16 protein-coding genes and 1 pseudogene are annotated in these 16222 nt (G+C 49.5%); 12 read left to right on the top strand and 5 right to left on the bottom strand.

What is annotated here, in order from left to right; all coding sequences use genetic code 11:
- Positions 1-34: 34 nt before the first annotated feature.
- Entirely contained in the window at positions 35-427 is a 393-nt protein-coding gene (locus Q0238_RS01555) for a hypothetical protein (protein WP_295150746.1), read from the top strand.
- 580 nt (positions 428-1007) lie between these two features.
- Here Q0238_RS01555 and Q0238_RS01550 read toward each other — a convergent pair.
- Positions 1008-1487, bottom strand: a complete 480-nt coding sequence (locus Q0238_RS01550; RefSeq protein WP_297942211.1) for a hypothetical protein — start codon at positions 1485-1487, stop codon at positions 1008-1010.
- The gene (locus tag Q0238_RS01545) at positions 1487-2575 is read right to left on the bottom strand and encodes a class I SAM-dependent methyltransferase (protein WP_297942208.1); all 1089 of its coding nucleotides are present in this window, start codon (positions 2573-2575) and stop codon (positions 1487-1489) included. Before Q0238_RS01545 ends, Q0238_RS01550 begins: the two co-directional genes overlap by 1 nt.
- A gap of 203 nt (positions 2576-2778) precedes the next feature.
- Here Q0238_RS01545 and Q0238_RS01540 point away from each other — a divergent pair, with 203 nt between their 5' ends.
- The 10 genes and pseudogenes from Q0238_RS01540 to Q0238_RS01495 all read left to right on the top strand — a co-directional run bounded on the left by Q0238_RS01540 (position 2779) and on the right by Q0238_RS01495 (position 11770).
- Positions 2779-3786: an AI-2E family transporter gene (locus Q0238_RS01540; RefSeq protein ID WP_297942205.1), complete on the top strand. Its 1008-nt coding sequence runs from the start codon at positions 2779-2781 to the stop codon at positions 3784-3786.
- Between the two features lie 101 nt (positions 3787-3887).
- Positions 3888-4247, top strand: coding sequence for a nitrous oxide-stimulated promoter family protein (locus Q0238_RS01535; RefSeq protein WP_297942202.1), 360 nt, complete (start codon positions 3888-3890; stop codon positions 4245-4247).
- A 253-nt stretch (positions 4248-4500) separates the two neighbouring features.
- Positions 4501-5277 carry a hypothetical protein gene (locus Q0238_RS01530; RefSeq protein ID WP_297942199.1) on the top strand — a complete coding sequence of 259 codons (777 nt, stop codon included), beginning with the start codon at positions 4501-4503 and terminating at the stop codon, positions 5275-5277.
- Between the two features lie 61 nt (positions 5278-5338).
- Positions 5339-5905, top strand: a complete 567-nt coding sequence (locus Q0238_RS01525; RefSeq protein WP_297942197.1) for a molybdenum cofactor guanylyltransferase — start codon at positions 5339-5341, stop codon at positions 5903-5905.
- Positions 5895-7034 (top strand): phospholipase A, encoded by a 1140-nt coding sequence (locus tag Q0238_RS01520; RefSeq protein WP_297942195.1) that lies wholly within the window; start codon positions 5895-5897, stop codon positions 7032-7034. Before Q0238_RS01525 ends, Q0238_RS01520 begins: the two co-directional genes overlap by 11 nt.
- Positions 7035-7279: 245 nt before the next feature.
- Positions 7280-8206, top strand: coding sequence for a branched-chain amino acid transaminase (locus Q0238_RS01515; protein ID WP_297942192.1), 927 nt, complete (start codon positions 7280-7282; stop codon positions 8204-8206).
- 8 nt (positions 8207-8214) lie between these two features.
- On the top strand, positions 8215-9294 hold the full coding sequence (locus Q0238_RS01510; RefSeq protein WP_297942190.1) for an SPFH domain-containing protein: 1080 nt from the start codon (positions 8215-8217) through the stop codon (positions 9292-9294).
- A 288-nt stretch (positions 9295-9582) separates the two neighbouring features.
- Positions 9583-9900: pseudogene (gene hisI, locus Q0238_RS01505) on the top strand (phosphoribosyl-AMP cyclohydrolase); the annotation flags it as partial.
- A 189-nt stretch (positions 9901-10089) separates the two neighbouring features.
- A complete protein-coding gene (locus Q0238_RS01500) occupies positions 10090-10635 on the top strand; it encodes a phosphoribosyl-ATP diphosphatase (protein WP_297942215.1) in 546 nt (181 codons plus the stop codon).
- A 238-nt stretch (positions 10636-10873) separates the two neighbouring features.
- Positions 10874-11770: an NTF2 fold immunity protein gene (locus tag Q0238_RS01495; RefSeq protein WP_297942188.1), complete on the top strand. Its 897-nt coding sequence runs from the start codon at positions 10874-10876 to the stop codon at positions 11768-11770.
- Between the two features lie 559 nt (positions 11771-12329).
- On the opposite strand, the gene Q0238_RS12230 is transcribed toward Q0238_RS01495, so the two are convergent.
- On the bottom strand, positions 12330-13070 hold the full coding sequence (locus Q0238_RS12230; protein ID WP_363317111.1) for an AraC family transcriptional regulator: 741 nt from the start codon (positions 13068-13070) through the stop codon (positions 12330-12332).
- A 266-nt stretch (positions 13071-13336) separates the two neighbouring features.
- Here Q0238_RS12230 and Q0238_RS01480 point away from each other — a divergent pair, with 266 nt between their 5' ends.
- Positions 13337-14482, top strand: coding sequence for an iron-containing alcohol dehydrogenase (locus Q0238_RS01480; RefSeq protein WP_297942186.1), 1146 nt, complete (start codon positions 13337-13339; stop codon positions 14480-14482).
- 463 nt (positions 14483-14945) lie between these two features.
- Here the strand turns inward: Q0238_RS01480 and Q0238_RS01475 are convergent, their stop codons facing one another.
- Entirely contained in the window at positions 14946-15272 is a 327-nt protein-coding gene (locus tag Q0238_RS01475) for a hypothetical protein (RefSeq protein WP_297942184.1), read from the bottom strand.
- A gap of 75 nt (positions 15273-15347) precedes the next feature.
- The coding region (purM, locus tag Q0238_RS01470; protein ID WP_297942182.1) for a phosphoribosylformylglycinamidine cyclo-ligase at positions 15348-16222 on the bottom strand (875 nt) is incomplete at its 5' end.

Raw genomic sequence — 16222 nt, 5'->3', positions numbered from 1 at the left:
TTATATCATTACTAAATTTTTTAAGGAGAGAATTATGAAAAAGTTTTTATTACTTCCGTTTGCTTTCGCGGCGCTTTTTGCGGCACCAAGCTGCGATAATGTCCAACTCAAAGCCGCTGTGGAAGGTATCAATAAGAGTGCGCCGATGCGAGTCGACGAGATTACCACTTTAACGGGTGCTGAGTGCAAGGATGGCAGCTTCATCTATAACTACGAGCTAAATGACGGCATGGGGATGAAATTTGACAGTGTCGGAAATGATCAAAAAACCGTGATACAAAATGTCATAGATAGCCAAAATAAGCAAATTTTTTGCAACCAGATGAAGGTAATGCATCCGCTAATAAACAGCGCGATATGGAGCTATAAGATAAAAAGTGGCGAAGAATTTATAAGGGTAGAATTTAAGCCTAGCGACTGCAAGTAGGGCTTGCGCGAGATTTAAAATTTAGCGCGGCGTGAGTCTTTGCCTGCTTGCTCGCGCCGAATTCGTTTAAAATTTATCCGCTTCGCTTTTGATTTCGCCTGTGCAAAAGCAACATGCTAAAATCTCTGCTTAGCTTTTACAGCGCCGCCGCGTATAGCATGGCGCGGATCAGCGTGCATTTTGCCGTCACAAAGCGCTAAACGCGCCGAGTCTTTTTTAAGCCGCGATCTAATTTTGCGTCAGATTCTGCCAGTGGCGTTTTTCATTAAAATTTGACTATTTCACGCGGGATTATATCTGTGTAGCAGCGCAAACACCACGTAAAGCTTTAACGCGAAATTCTATAATTTGCGCGGAATTTTATTTGAAATAGCATCGTAGATTTTGAGTCAAAATTTTAGGATTTATTACTACGCTGCACCTGCTGCGATGAAATTTTGCTAAATTTCGTTCTCGACCTGCTCGCAATAAAATTCTGCGTCAAACCATGAGCTTGCTTGCGAGCTTGCAGAGGTGCCAGCCGCTAACGCGCCGCCGCACAAAACGCGGCTAATCAAATGCCTCGCTTGGGTTTTAAAATTCACTGCGCGCAGCTATTTTTATCAAGCTTTAGCTGTATTGGCGGCAACCCCTTTATTTCGTAATTTAACACCATCGTTTTGCCTAGCTCCCGCAAACGCCGCGAAAATTCCGCGCTGCAAAAGCCGGCTTTCGTCTTAGCAAACAGCATCTCTTTTAAAATTTCCGCATCACTCCCATCCAGCGCGCTAAGATCTAAATTTGGCGAGCTATTTAGCGCGTAATCGTATATGAAGCTATCACCTTCGCATGCGGCGCCCTTTAGGATCGTAGCATCGTCGATCCTGCGCGGCACACCCTCGTTTATCCGCGCTAGCGCATCTCGTACCTGTTTGCTTTCGCAGAAGTTTCGCTCTAGCTCACCGCGTTTTTTCTCCGCATAAAATTCCATCGCCACATTTGCCAAAATTCCGATTCCAAAAAGCATTAGTAAAATTTTAATCGGCTTATTTAGCCGCGCGCTTAAGCTTCGCGCGTCCATCATCGCGCCCTTTCGCAGCACAGCAGCGTGTGTCCGACGCCTAGTCCGTCGTGAATTTGCGAAATTTTAAGCCCCGCGCGCTGTGCAAATTTAATCATATCGTCCGAGTGATAAATTTTGCTATTGCCGTTTGCCATAGCGGCAAAATATACGCTGATCTGCGTCATACTATACGCGGCGGTTTCGTAGCGCTGCCTGTCCCAAAACGGCTCCAAAATATAAAGCCGCGCCTGCTCGCTCATCGACTCCGCCGCACGCGAGAGGATGCTTACGATCTGCTCCTCCGCAAAGCAGTCCAAAAACTGGCTGAGCCAAATCGCATCAAAGCCGCGCGGAAAGCGCGTGGCGGGATCCAGCAGATCGGCCGCAAGCCCCTCTATGCGCTCTGCGCCCTGCGCGCCTGCAACGGCGTCTTTCATCAGCGCGATCTGCCCTGCAAGATCCATTATCGTGACGCGCACATTTCTGTCGTAACCTACGCACCGCTTAGCAAAGCGCCCCGTATTGCCGCCTACGTCTAAAATTTTATCCGTCTTGCGCGAGAAAATGATCTTTAGCGCAGGCTCAAACGCCAAATCCGAATAAAAATGATCAAACGCGAGCCAGCTCTTGCGCACGTGCGGCGGCAGATGCGAAAGCGCCTCGTAGATTGTAGCCCACTGCCCAAAAACCTTTAGTCCCTCTGGTTTGCCTGATTTTAGCGTCTCTTCGAGCCTAAATAGCCCCTCGTAGCACACGTTGTGGATAAAGTCCATATCCACGCCGACGAGCTCGTCGGTGAGTAGAAAATATCCCGCCTTGCTAAGCCGAAATTTCTCGCCGCACAGAAGCACCGTGCCGATGCTAAGCGAGCTTTCCAAAAGCAGCTTTACGGCGTATTCGCTAAGCGAGATCTTCTGCGCGATCTCACTTATGCTTAGCCCGTCACGTGCCTCATTAAGCGCGCTTAAAATTCCAAATTTTTTCATCAGCCGCGAGACTTGAAAGACCACCGGCGCAAAGGCGATCTCATTCGCCGTCCGCTGCGCCTCGCCCGCGCTTTGACGCTCGGCGCCGTAGCGGTCTAAAAGCTGTTTGGGAAGTTTCATTTTCGATCCTGCTCGTGTAAATTTCGCAAAATTTTAGCAAAAAATTTTAACTTTTCTTGCGCCCGCTAAGAATTTGCGCGTATCTTAGAATTTTGCGATGAAATTTTAAAATTCCGTCTTAAAATTTATGGAATTTTAGTTAAAATCCTTTTATCAAAATTTCGCGTAAAAGCTCTGCGAAAATGTCAAATTTAGGAGAATCCTTGAAGCTTCAAATGTCCTTGATGTCGGTTGCCTGCGTCGTAATCATCCTGGCTGGCCTTAAAGCCGCGCAGGCTATCGTCGTGCCATTTTTGCTAGCTATTTTCATCACGGTGCTCGTATCGCCGCTGGTGCTTTATGTCCAAAAGATCCGCGTTGGGCGTGTTTTTAGCTTCCTCATCATTACCTTTGCCTTCGTGGCAATTATAGTGTTTTTCGGCGCAGTCATCTTCGATGCGATCAAGGAATTTTCAACGCGCCTACCCGAGCTGCAAGCAAAATTTGAAGAGGTGCTAGGAGGCGTGAGTGCGAAGCTCTCTCGATTCGGCATAGAGCTTAACGCCACAAGCCTAGGCATTGATCCGAGCGAAGCCGCCGCGCAGCTATCTGCACTACTGCGCAAAACAGGCTCTATAGTCTCGACGGGATTTTTCATTTTTATAATGGTTTCATTTATGGTCTTTGAAAGCTCCGTGATCGACGAGAAAATCCGTTATTTTTCGCAAAGTAGCCGCGCTACGCACACTTTCGTGAAGAAATTCGCCTCCAGCCTCAAAAAATATCTACTAATTAAAACTATCGCTTCAGCTTGCACCGGCGCGCTCATCGGACTTGGGCTGTGGGCTCTTGGTGTTCCATACGTCGCGCTGTGGGGGATTTTAGCTTTCGTGCTAAATTTCATCCCTACCATCGGCTCGATCGTAGCGGTCTTTCCGACGCTTTTCGTGACGCTAGCTACGATGGATATAAGCTCTAGCATCTGGACTATCGCAATCTATTTGGTCGTAAACGTAGCGATCGGAAATATCATCGAGCCACGATTTTTAGGACAAGGGCTCGGGCTTTCAACGATCAGCGTGCTTGCAGGGCTACTGTTGTGGGGCTTTGTGCTTGGTATCGGCGGGCTATTTTTGGCTGTGCCGCTTACGATGAGCTTGCAAATCGCGCTTGCCTCAAACGACAAAACACGCTTCATCGCGACTCTATTAAGCAACAAGGTCGAAAGATAAAGCGAAATTCCGCGGAATTTTAAAATTCTATAAATTCTAACTTGAGCGCGCTCAAGAGTATTTTTGTCTCTTTTAGATAAAATCCGCCCAAAGGATCAAATATGACGAGCGAAAAATTTATTTACGAAGTAAATACGGTGACGAAATTTATCCAAATTTACTGCGATGGCAAGCATACGGACGCGCTTAAAAAAGATGGTGCTGTGCTTCATGACTACAAAGACGATAAGGGGCTTGTGCAAACGCACTTTCATCTCTGTAGCGACTGCGAGCGGATGCTACGCTATGCCTACGCGCGCCTTGGTGCCTGCCCGCATACCGAAAAGCCACGCTGTCACCACTGCCCGCATCCGTGCTACGAGCGTGAAATGTGGGTAAATATGGCTAAAATGATGAAATATAGCGGCATGAAGCTTGGGCTTACGAAGATAAAAAAGCTTTTTTCGTTTAAAAAAAGCTAACTTGCGCTGGCAATTTAGCTTGAGTTTGCGGGTAAAATTTATATCTGCAAACCCGCTTCATCTCTACACAAAAAAGTATAAAAAAGTGGCGTGAGAACAAATACAAAAAGATATAAAAATAAATCAAAATGCTAAATCTTAGCGCGTAAAATTCTACCTCGCAAACACAAATCCTCCGCAATCCTTGATAATAAATAATTAAATTTGAGTTTATAGTTTTAAGTTAGAATTGTGCCCAATCAAAGGAGAAAATATGAAGGTCATTACCATCGCGGTCGTTAACGGGAGGGTCGTAAACGAAAAGGAATTAATCGCGTCTATCACCGATTATGACGATTTTACCGCGGTTGCCGAACAACTCCGTAAAGGGCTGAAATCGAGGTATTTTACATCTAGAGAGCATGCGAGGATCTACAAAAAAATCAGCGTCGAGACGGGCTTTAGGCGCGTGCGATTCGACTACAAACCGTATAAAGATAAAATTTCAAATCTTATTGCCGAGGGCTACACCGTCAAGGCGATCTTAAAAAAGATCGGCGAGGAGGACGAAGCGTTCAAAAACGCCGTTACTGCACCCGGGCTTACGCACTTCATCTCCGTGACGTTCAAAGATGAAAAAACAAGACTTCGCGCAACCGCAAAAAAAAGCGAAGATTTCTTATACGCATATCGCTTTGAGATCAAGAAAATGCACTTCCAAGGCGTTAGCAATAAAGAAATTTTAAAGCATATGAAATCTCAATACGAAAAAGATTTCGCAAAAGTAAGCGAGCGCGATCTGGCAGCTTTTATCGAGGCAAACGCAGTGCTGGATACCGACCGCAAACTCTCGCTGTATAAAAAGCCGAGCCTTTACGATCCGCATTTTAGCGAGATTATGAAGCTTTACGCAAGCGGTATGCGAGTCTATGATATCTGGAAGACGCTTAAAGCCAAATACCCCGAGTTAGCCAAGCTTCAGGCGCCGAGCCTTTATCAATTCATCGCAAACAACGCCCTTGGCAAAGCCAAATATATGCAAAAAGACTGATATGCCCGCGCTTCTTTCAAATTTTACTTTCAAATTTAAAATTTCGCCGCGATAAAGATCTATGAAAGCCGGTGAAATTTTGATGAAAACCTGCGTCATTCTCTGCGGCGGCAAAAGCTCGCGTTTCGGCAGCGACAAAACGCTGTTTCCATTCCGCGGGCATCCCAGCATGACGCACTTTCTTTTTTCGCGCTTAAACCGCGAGTTTGAGCGGGTTTTCGCCTGCGCCAAAAGCTCTAAATTTAACCCGCCGCTTCCTATGATCTACGACGAATTTGAAGAATTTTCGCCGATGGGCGCGCTGTATTCGGCGCTGAAGCCATTTAGCGGCGAGCGCATTTTTATCATCCCCGCCGATATGCCATTTGTAGAAATTTCCACCATTCGCGCGCTTAGCGAGCAGGAGGGGCAAATTTGCGTGGCGGGCGACGAAGCGCATAGACATAGCTTGTGCGGATTTTTTGACGCAGCTCTCGCGCCGCGCGCGCTTGAGCTCTACCGCGCGAAAGAGCATAAGATCGGCGCGCTCATCGGATCTGCAAATTCCAAAGTGCTAAATTTCAAAAATAAAGAGCAGTTTTTAAATATAAATTATCAAAACGATTTAAAGGGCGTAGATGAAATTTAAAGCTTTAGCATTCGCGCTTTGCGCCATGAGCCTAGCCGCGCAAGATCTCTCCGAACTATACGCAAAGGCTGGCGAATACGAGGCCAAAGGCGATTACAAAAACGCGATGATCTATTACAAAAAGATTGCCGCGGCAAGTCTAGCGGATAAAGGCGATAAACCGCGCCGAAAAACCGCAGAAAATTCTACCTCGTCCGCAGAAAACCACGCTTCGCACGATGATACCGCCGTTTTAAACTCCGCTGAGTCGCAAAATTCTTTCGCACAAAATTCCGTCATGGCGGAATCCAGCGCGCCAAATTCTATTTCGTCAAATTTCGCAGACGCAGGCTCGACTGCGTCAGGCTCCGCGTCAAATTTAGCATCATCAAATTCCGCCTCGCTTTCGCAAAATTCCACTGCGTCAAATTCCACGCCGCAAGGCGAGCAAAATGGTCGAAATTTTGGATTTTTGGGGCTTAAATACTATGAGCCGATCTATATGCTCTTTACCCACGATTTTAGCAAAAAACCCGATCGCAAGGCGGATGAGCTGCATTTTGAGTTTAGCTTTGAGCGGCCGATAACCTACGACGCGCTGGGACTTGGAGAGAAAATTTCATTCGCTTACGCGCAAAATTCCTGGTGGCAGATCACGCAGGATAGCGCCCCTTTTCGCGAGAGTAACTATCGTCCCGAGCTCTACGTTAGCGCGCCGGTGCCGTTTGCGGACGAGCTAAAGATAGGCGCAATGCACGAGTCAAACGGCAAGGGCGGCGAGGAATCGCGCTCATGGAATAGGCTCTACGCGCAAAGCACATGGAGCGTGGACGGATTTTCGATCACCCCCAGAACCTGGTATGCCTTTTGGCTGGACCGCACGAACGAGGACATCGCGGATTATATGGGCTACGGCGATCTGCGCGCGTCATACACCTTCGGCAAGCAGCGACTTAGCGCTCTGTGGCGAAACAACCTACATTTTGACGGCAGTAACCGCGGCGCGATCGAGCTGAACTACAGCTTCCCGATCTTTAACAGCGGATTTTATGGCTATCTGCGCTACTTTAATGGCTATGGCGAGAGCCTCGCGGACTACAAACGCAGCGTCAATAAGATCGGCATCGGACTTTCTTTCGTAGAATTTTAAAAGGCGGGCTTGGATTAAAAGGCTTGAAATTCTGCGGCGAAATTTTATCCGCACAAAATATAAAATTCGCAGCTTTTTGCTCTACGCCGCTAAATTTTAAAAAGCAAAATTTAGCAGCGCAAATCGCCTTAAATTTTGTGGACGAAGTTTCGCCTACCGCACCGAATCCCCGCAGGTAGAATTTCTTAGAAATTAATATTCTTTTAGCTAGAATTAGGGATTAAATTTCATCAAAGGATCAAGAAATGGCACAAATTCAAGAGGCCGAGCTCATCTGGAAAGACGGCAAGCTAATCCCATGGGCGGAAGCCACTACTCACGTTTTGACGCACTCTTTGCACTACGGAAACGCCGTATTTGAGGGCGTACGCGCTTATAAAACCGACAAAGGCTACGCGATTTTCCGCTTGGACGAGCACACTCGCAGGCTTGAAATTTCGGCAAAACTCTGCCTAATCAAGCTTCCGTTTAGCTTCGAGCAGCTCCGTCAGGCACAGATCGACGTCGTCGCGAAAAACCGCTTCGATCAGACCGTCTATATCCGCCCGTTAGCATATTTTGGCTACGGCTCGATGGGCGTTTCGTCCAAGGACTGCTCTGTAAATGTCGTCGTCGCAGCGTGGCAATGGGGCGCGTATATGGGCGAAGAGGCGCTACGCAAAGGGATCAAAGCTAAAATTTCATCGTGGATGAAGCCGGCGCAATTTTCGATGATGGCAAAAGCCAAAGCAAGCGCGAATTATTTCAACTCGCAGATGGCAAATTTTGAGGCGGTCGATGCGGGATACGATGAGGCGATACTGCTCGATCCTCAGGGCTTCGTCGCAGAGGGGCCAGGAGAGTGCCTATTTATCGTAAAAGATGGGCTCATCATCACTCCGCCGAACGATACCAGCTTAGAGAGCATCACTCAAAACTCGGTCATCGAAATCGCGCGCAGCCTGGGCTACGAAGTCCGCAGAGAACGCATCGCTCGCGATCAGCTCTATGCCGCGGACGAGGCGTTTTTCACCGGCACCGCCGCAGAGGTCACGCCGATTAGCAACATCGACGGCAGGATCATCGGCAAGGGCGAGATGGGCGAGATCACGAGCCGCTTGCAAAAGGCGTATTTCGCGGTGGTCACGGGCAAAGACCCTAAATTTGAGCACTGGCTCACATACGTTAAATAAGGACGCGCATGCCAGCGGATTTGAATGATTATTTTAATAAGAAAAACAGCGACAAAAAAGGCGGGAATTTAAATTTTAAAATTCCTAATTTCGGAGGGATGGGCAAGTTTAGCGGCGTGCTTTACGTGATAATCGCGCTAATCGCGCTACTTGTGATCGCCAAGCCCTTCGTCACGATCCAATCGGGCGAAGTGGGGATCAAGTCAAATTTAGGTAAATACGATCCGACGCCTCTTGGCGCGGGACTTCACTTTTTCGTGCCGTTCATACAGGACGTATTCGTCGTAGATACTCGCACGCGTATCATCAACTACACCAGCAGCGAAGATATGAGCGCAGGTATCGCCACTAAAAGCGGCACCGCGGGCGGTATCATTAGTAAAAACTCGCTTTCGGTGCTAGACTCGCGAAATTTGCCCGTCAGCATCGACATCACCGTGCAATACAGGCTCAATGAAGCCACGGCGCCCAACACGATCGCCGAGTGGGGCTTTTTGTGGGAGGATAAGATCATCGATCCGCGCGTAAAGGACGTCGTGCGCAGCGTCATCGGTAACTATGCCGCCGAGGAGCTGCCTACTAAACGCGACGAGATCGCTAAAGCGATTGACGACGGCATCCGCAAGAATATCGAAGCACTGCCGAATTCGCCCGTAGATCTGCTAGCCGTGCAGCTTCGCGAGATCATCCTGCCCGCAAAGGTAAAGGAGCAGATCGAGAGCGTACAGATCGCCAAGCAGGAGGCTGAGCGCACCAAATACGAGGTCGAGCGCGCAAATCAAGAGGCGCTTAAAAAGGCTGCTCTTGCCAAAGGTAACGCAGACGCCGTCAAAATCGAAGCTCAAGGTCGCGCCGATGCCGCTAAGATCGAAGCCGACGCGCAAGCCTACGCCAACAAAGAGGTCGCAAAGAGCTTGGATGCAAATCTTTTAAGCCTCAAGCAGATCGAGACGCAGGCCAAATTTAACGAGGCGTTACGCGAAAACAGCGACGCGAAAATTTTCCTAACGCCGGGCGGCGCGGTGCCTAATATCTGGGTCGATACGAAAGATAAGGCGAAGCAAAGCGCCATCGAGCGGGAAAATTAAAATTTCAGGCGGCTGTGCGCTCCGATTTCGCGAGATAAATTTAATAGCGAATTGCTCCGGGCGCATAAGCTTAACTCTCGATTTTGCGAGCTAAACTTAACAGCGAGCGTAAAAGCTCGTGACGAGCAGAACTCGCGCCCGTCGCAGCTTAAACCTAGCGGTCGCTTAAATTTAACCGCTAGGCTTGTTTTAAATTTACGAGGCGCGCCGCTTCGTAAATTCATAACTCAAATTCCGCGCGCGGCGGCTAAATTCAGGGCGCGCGACTTCGCAAACTAAGGATCAAAGATGAAGGTAGATTGGCAAAAATTAGGCGGACTGCTCCCTGCGATCGTGCAAGATGCGGGCGACGGCGCGGTTTTGATGCTCGCGTATATGAACGAAGAGGCGCTAAGCCTGACGCTGCAAACCGGCTACGCGCACTACTTTTCGCGCAGCAAGGGACGCATCTGGAAAAAGGGCGAGAGCAGCGGGCACGTTCAGCTCGTAAAATCCGCCTTTTTGGACTGTGACAACGACGCGCTGCTGCTTAAAGTCGAGCAATGCGGCGGATCCGCCTGCCACACGGGCGCGCGAAGCTGCTTTTTCAAAGAGATTTCGTTCCAAAAACGCGGCGAAAATGTGGGGAGCTCGAGTGCTTGCGGCGCGATAAATTTTGCAGAGCACGGCTCTGCAGCCTCTCTCGCGCAGAAAAACTCCGCGAATTCCCGTGCAGAGCAAAATTCCGCTTCCTGCGACAGCTCGGCGGATTACACGCCTCAAAATTCTATTGCCCGTGACGGCTCGCAAAATTTTATGCCTCAAAATTCCACTGCCTCTTGCGATCGGCAAAGTTCTGCGACACAAAATTTTACGGCAGCAAATTTAGCATCGTCGAATTCCGCCGCAGAGCGCAGCGAGCAAAATTTAGACGCCGCCGCGCAAAATTCTACGCCTAAAAACTCCGCAGAAAAAAGCCCGTACGGTATTTTGGACGAAATTTATCACGTCTGCTTGGATCGCAAGCTAAACGGCGAGTCCGCGCTCTCCTACGTCGCCTCGCTCTACGCGAAGGGCGAAAACGCCTATCTCAAAAAGATCGCCGAGGAGGCGTGCGAGTTCGCACTGGCGTGCAAGGACCTCTCGCGTAGCGAGCTTTACGCAGACGTCGCGCGCGAGGGCTTCGGCGAGCACAGAGCGGGCGAGCCGCGATATGACGTGATTTACGAGGGAGCGGATCTTGTATTTCACCTTCTGCTCGCGCTTGCGGCGCACAATATCCACCCGGACGCCCTGCTTGACGAGCTAGTGCGCAGGCAAGGGCAAAGCGGCATCGAAGAAAAGCGTCACCGCGAAAAATGATGCGTAAAATTTAATCGCGAAGACGTCTTTTCCGCTCGCCCGCTTTGCGTGGCGAGCTAAATTTAAAAAGTGTTGCCGAAATTCTGTGCCAAATTTCAACGATGAAAGTATATTTCAACCGCGCTATTGCTGCGAAATTTAATTTTGCTGCGCACGCAAATTCGCGCGTAAATTTAAGCGCTTGCGTAAATCGTAAAATTTCACTAAAATTTTAAAATCAAATTTTAAAGGATAGATGATGAGGCAGATCACGATGCAGGAGGCTTTGGACGCAGTTAGCGAGCGCTACTGCAAAGGCCATCACTACGAAAACGTAGCACTTACCGATGAGATGGTGCGCCGCATCTGCGAGGTAAAAAGCCTCGTAAATATGGGCTTTATAGCTACGGCGATTACGGACGCGGCGCTGCAGCATCTAGCCACGCTGCCGAAGCTTGCGTATCTGTTTTTGCAAGATAGCGATAAGATAAGTGGCGAGGGCTTTAGATACTTTGCGGCACACGCCAAGCTCGAACACGTCGGTATCGAAAACGTTAGCATCACGGATGAGGGGCTAAAAGCGATCGTGCAAATCCCGAAGCTAAAATCGCTGCGCCTGGTCAATTCGCACGTGAGCTTTGCGGGGCTGCTAGCCGCGGCGGATACGAAAATCCAGTTTTATCTTGGCGGCGGGCGCTTTAGCAAGGAGCAAATTGCGGAGTTCGAGCAGGCGCAAAGAGACGCCGCAAAGAGCAAAAAGAAGCTTGATCCCCAGGACGCTGCGGCGGCGCAGAGTGCGCTTTTAGAATTTTTCGCGGCGATGAGCGAGTGGGAGAAATTTGCCACATCGCGAATCGATGACGCAGACGACGGCGAGGTGCAGCGCAGGTGCGAGGAGCTCTTTGCGCGCTACTGCACGCTCGTTAGGCGCAGCGGCTTCCGTCCCGAGGGCATCTCGTTTTCGATGGCAGAGGGCGGCACCTACGGCGGGTACGAGCTAACGGACGCCGAATGCGAGAGCAAAAACAAAATTTACATCTACGCCAAGGACGAACACGGCTTTGCGCGCCGCTTCCTGCTCGTGCGCAAGGACGGGCACTGGCTCGTAGATAAGTGCCAAGGCATGGACGGCGGCTGGAAAAGCCGTGGGCTGTAAATTTGAGCGCGAAATGGGAGTTTAAATTTCATCTGCGGCGCGACTGCAGAGATAAAATTTAGCCTGCTGCGGGCGCGGCGATAAAATTTCATCGGCGCTGCGAAACAAAAACAAAGAGGGCAAATGAGCGGTAAAATTTCTGCGCACGGCGATCAAAGAAGGGCGCAAATGAAAAGGCGAATTTTCTCCGAACTGGGCGGCTTCGTGATAAAGGGTCCTCGCGCTGCTAGCGCGCTATCTGGATGAGCACGGGCTTGCGAGCGGCGATGTTCTTCCTATTTTACGCAGACCGAGCACGGGGGCGCGGTTACAGAAGAGGGTATCGCGGTGCCGATATTGGGCGTCCGCAGCTTTAAAATTTCACAGCACTTATAATCCATATATAATGACGCTAGAATTTAGCGGCACTAATGTATTTTTTTAGAAGCCAATGTTTAATCAAAATTTTATAATTTTAGATGTGGAATTTGCGTTTAAATCAATTAAATTTAAGCTGCAAAGGCGGTTTAAATTTCACAAAACCCATCCAAACCGATGATCGCCTGATTTTGCCCGCTTCTTAGCCTCGAAGCGTCTGCGCATGGGCTTTAGGCGGCATGCCAAACATCCTCGCATACTCCCTGCTGAATTGCGACGGACTTTCGTATCCGACATCAAAAGCTGCTTGAGACGCCGTGCTATTGCTGTTTTGCAAGATATATCTAGCTTCCTGTAGTCTAATGCGCTTTTGAAAATCAAGCGGGCTTAGCGTGGTAATTTTTTTGAAATTATGATAAAACGACGACGGGCTGATGCCGAGCTCGGCCGCCAACTCGCGCATGTTGATCGGCTCTTTGAAGCGGCTTTTAATTTCCCTCATTGCGCGCGCGATATAGTTTTCCGCCGTGCCCTGCATGACGAAGCGGCCGAGAAATTCTCCTGCGCCGCTTAAGATTAGCGTGTATAAAATTTCTTTTACCGCCAGTCGTCCGACATGCTTTAGACTCATAGACCCTCTGTGCAGCAAAGAGATGAGCCTAGAAACGGCGTCCGCGATCTCGCAATCCATATCGCCGAAGTATAGGCTGCTGCTAAGTCTGCCCGCACAGCCCTGCCAGCCTATCTCCTTAAGCGCTTCAAGAATGTCCTCGCTTTGAAATTTAATGCTTACCGATAGAAACGGACAGTGCTCTACCCGCCCCAAAAGCGGCAAGTCGCTTGCGCAAAGTAGGAATTTTTGCATATCGTAGCGATACTGCTTGCCGCTAAATTCCACCATTTTGCCGTCGCGCAGGCACAAGCACGCGCTAGGTTCGTAGATCGTCGCGATGAAGTCTGGGGCTTTCTTTGACGATAGAAGCTAAACGCCCCTATAGGCTTCTGAGCGTGCCCCTAGGCGAGATACAGCTCGCCGGTGATCTTTGCGGCGTCTTTTAAAATTTTTATCTGCTTTGTTCATCTAAGTTCCTTTAAATTTACGCGGGTTATATTTAAATTTGCACGATTAGGCAAGGAATTTGGACTATCGTGCTACCGCAAAATTTTAAAAAAGGCTATAATTTAGCAACTTTATTTAAAGGAGAAAAGATGAAAGATTTTAGTTTTTGCAACCCCGTGAGGATAGAATTTGGCAAGGGTAAAGAGGAACATATCGGGCAGTATATGAAGGAAGCGGGCGCGAGAAAGGCTCTCGTACTATACGGCAGCGAGCGCGTACAAAAGAGCGGTCTGATGGGCGTCGTGGAGAGCAGCTTAAAGGCAAGCGGTATAGAATTTACGCAGCTTGGCGGCATAAAATCAAATCCCGTGTTAAGCAAAGTAAATGAAGCGATCAAGCTCGCCAAAGAATTTGGCGCCGATAGCGTGCTTGCTGTGGGCGGCGGAAGCGTGCTGGACTCGGCGAAAGCCGTAGCCGCGGGCGCTTGCTACGAGGGCGACGTGTGGGATTTTTTTACTGGCAAAAGCCCGAGCGTTGCGCTTAAAATTTTTGATATCATTACCCTTGCCGCGACGGGCTCGGAGATGAACTGCGGCGGAGTGGTGACCAAGGAGCAGACCAAGCAAAAATACCCGATCAGCGCGCCGTGTCTATACCCGAAAGTCTCGGTCATAAACCCGCAGCTGCAAGCAACCGTCAGCCGCGAGTATCTCGTATATAGCGCGAGCGACATCATCGCGCACAGCATCGAGGGGTATTTTACCGCTAGCGTCCATCCGGACATCGTGCGAGCCTATATCGAAGCCAACATCAAAACCGTCATCCGCACGACTGAAATCCTGCTCGCAGATCCGAGCGATTACGATGCACGCGCCGAGTTTGCATGGGCCGCGACGATGGCGCTAAACGGGTTAACCTACGTGGGCGTGGGCGGCTTCGGCTATCCGAACCATATGATAGAGCATGCGATGAGTGCGGTCGTGGACTGCGCGCACGGAGCCGGTCTTAGCGTGGTAATGCCTGCGTGGATGAGGTGGTATAAGGATAGGAATTTAAGCGCGTTTGAGCGTTTCGCTCGTGAAATTTTCGGCCTTAAAAGCGCAGATGAAGGTATCCTGTCACTTAAAGCATGGTTTGATAAGATCGGTACGCCTACTGGCCTCGCGCAGCTAGGCATCGAAGGCAAGGTGCTTGACGAGGTCATAGACGTAGCCGCGACAAACGCTAAAGCGTGGAATATGGCGGAGCTCTACAGCCGCGAAAATATCGCTAAAATTTTAGATTTTGCAAAATAAGGCACGAGCGCATAGATAAAATTTTAAACAGAAGGGGCGAGCGATCGCCCTTTCCTGAAAAGGCAGGCGGCAGTATGGGCGCGCTAGTGATTACTCTTTTTAAAAAAATAAGCGCGCAGATAGCGAAATGATCGTCTTGCATCTCTTAAGTCCGCGGGGCCCGCTGTAAGAGGGCAGAGGCGACAAGCGGCGCGTCTAAATTTAAAGCGCAGGCGGCTGCGGATCGAGCGTTAAATTTAGCTATGTTTGGAAGGGTAAATTTTGCCACATAATACTTGCGCTGAATTTGATGCGCAAATCTTGCAATAAATTTTACTCCGGCGCAAAGTTTTATCGCGTTTAATGGCTTTGCTTAAACGCTCTTATCCCGCGCTATCTAAAAAATTCGCTCGTTAAATTTTAATCTCGGCTTTATATTTGTGATTGCGAAATTTGCTTTTGCGTGCCGCTGGTGCATTTAAATTTATCCCTCGATGCTAAGTAGATCGCCGAAAATTTCTTTGTAATACTGCATGAAGCGTTTAGGAATTTTAACGCCACGGATATCCACGGTGATGACGCTATCTTGGACCTCAAAAACGATAAGCTCGCTAGTTATTTTCACTGCTTTGCAGCCGTTAAACATACGTCGCCTACACTTGGCGTATAAGCCGTTGTGCGGTGCGTCTGCGTCCTCGTACTGCCCAAGCTTGATCGGTCTTTGGAAAAGCAGATAGTTCTTATAGTCGTACTTGCCGTCTGCAAGACCTATCATATAATAATTCTCGGCGCTGTTTTTGGAAGCGGTCACGATGCTAGCTTTAAAATTTAACCTAAACGCAACCTTACGCCTTGGTAAAAAGGGGCAAATTTTACCGCTTTAAATTTACACGAGCTGTGCGCCCGCGCCTTTTACGACCTCGCCGATGACGTAGCCGTCAGTGTTAGCGAGCACAAAGTCCGCATTTTGTTTCGGCGCTACTACGATCATGCCAACGCCCATATTAAACGTCCTCATCATTTCGGCGGATTCTACTTTTTGCGCGATGATTTTAAAGATCTCAGGCGTGCGTATCGCAGCGCGCTCGATCTTCGCGCCCAGCCCCACAGGAAACACGCGCGGCAGATTTTCCACGATGCCGCCGCCCGTGATATGCGCAAGCGCGTGGATTTTATCTTTTAAATTTAAAAAGTCGGCGACGTAAATCCTAGTCGGCTCCAAAAGCACGTCGATTAGCGCGCGATTGCCTACCTTGTCGTCAAATTTTAGCCCCAGCTCGGCAACTACTTTTCGCGCAAGCGAGAAGCCGTTTGAGTGCAGACCGCTGCTAGGAAGCGCGATGAGCACATCGCCCTCGCGCACGAACTTGCTGCGGTCGATCTTGTCCTCCTCGGCGATGCCCACGGCAAAGCCTGCAAGGTCGAAGTCGCCTTTCTCATACATCGAGGGCATCTCCGCCGTCTCGCCGCCGATCAGTGCACAGCGGGCGAGCTTGCAGCCCTCGGCGATGCTTTTTACGACCTCTTTGGCATCGCTGATCTCGAGTTTCGCCGTCGCGTAATAGTCGAGGAAAAATAGCGGCTCGGCGAAGTTGCAGATGAGATCATTTACGCACATCGCGACGAGATCCTGGCCTACGCCGTCAAATTTGCGCGCGTCGATCGCGAGTCGCAGCTTTGTGCCCACGCCGTCGGTGGCGCCTAGGATCGCAGGTTTTTTGTAGCCTGCAGGCAGCCTCACCGCGCCGCTAAACGAGCCGA

This window comes from uncultured Campylobacter sp., assembly GCF_938045775.1.
Lineage (GTDB): Bacteria > Campylobacterota > Campylobacteria > Campylobacterales > Campylobacteraceae > Campylobacter_B.
The sequence above is the reverse complement of the archived record's forward strand: the minus strand, read 5'-3'. Positions and strand labels throughout refer to the sequence as shown.

Coding starts and splice junctions, on each gene's coding strand:
- Q0238_RS01555 (WP_295150746.1), top strand. CDS start 35: ATGAAAAAGTTTTTATTACTTCCGTTTGCTTTCGCGGCGCTTTTTGCG.
- Q0238_RS01550 (WP_297942211.1), bottom strand. CDS start 1,487: ATGGACGCGCGAAGCTTAAGCGCGCGGCTAAATAAGCCGATTAAAATT.
- Q0238_RS01545 (WP_297942208.1), bottom strand. CDS start 2,575: ATGAAACTTCCCAAACAGCTTTTAGACCGCTACGGCGCCGAGCGTCAA.
- Q0238_RS01535 (WP_297942202.1), top strand. CDS start 3,888: ATGACGAGCGAAAAATTTATTTACGAAGTAAATACGGTGACGAAATTT.
- Q0238_RS01530 (WP_297942199.1), top strand. CDS start 4,501: ATGAAGGTCATTACCATCGCGGTCGTTAACGGGAGGGTCGTAAACGAA.
- Q0238_RS01525 (WP_297942197.1), top strand. CDS start 5,339: ATGAAAGCCGGTGAAATTTTGATGAAAACCTGCGTCATTCTCTGCGGC.
- Q0238_RS01520 (WP_297942195.1), top strand. CDS start 5,895: ATGAAATTTAAAGCTTTAGCATTCGCGCTTTGCGCCATGAGCCTAGCC.
- Q0238_RS01515 (WP_297942192.1), top strand. CDS start 7,280: ATGGCACAAATTCAAGAGGCCGAGCTCATCTGGAAAGACGGCAAGCTA.
- Q0238_RS01510 (WP_297942190.1), top strand. CDS start 8,215: ATGCCAGCGGATTTGAATGATTATTTTAATAAGAAAAACAGCGACAAA.
- Q0238_RS01500 (WP_297942215.1), top strand. CDS start 10,090: ATGCCTCAAAATTCCACTGCCTCTTGCGATCGGCAAAGTTCTGCGACA.
- Q0238_RS01495 (WP_297942188.1), top strand. CDS start 10,874: ATGAGGCAGATCACGATGCAGGAGGCTTTGGACGCAGTTAGCGAGCGC.
- Q0238_RS01480 (WP_297942186.1), top strand. CDS start 13,337: ATGAAAGATTTTAGTTTTTGCAACCCCGTGAGGATAGAATTTGGCAAG.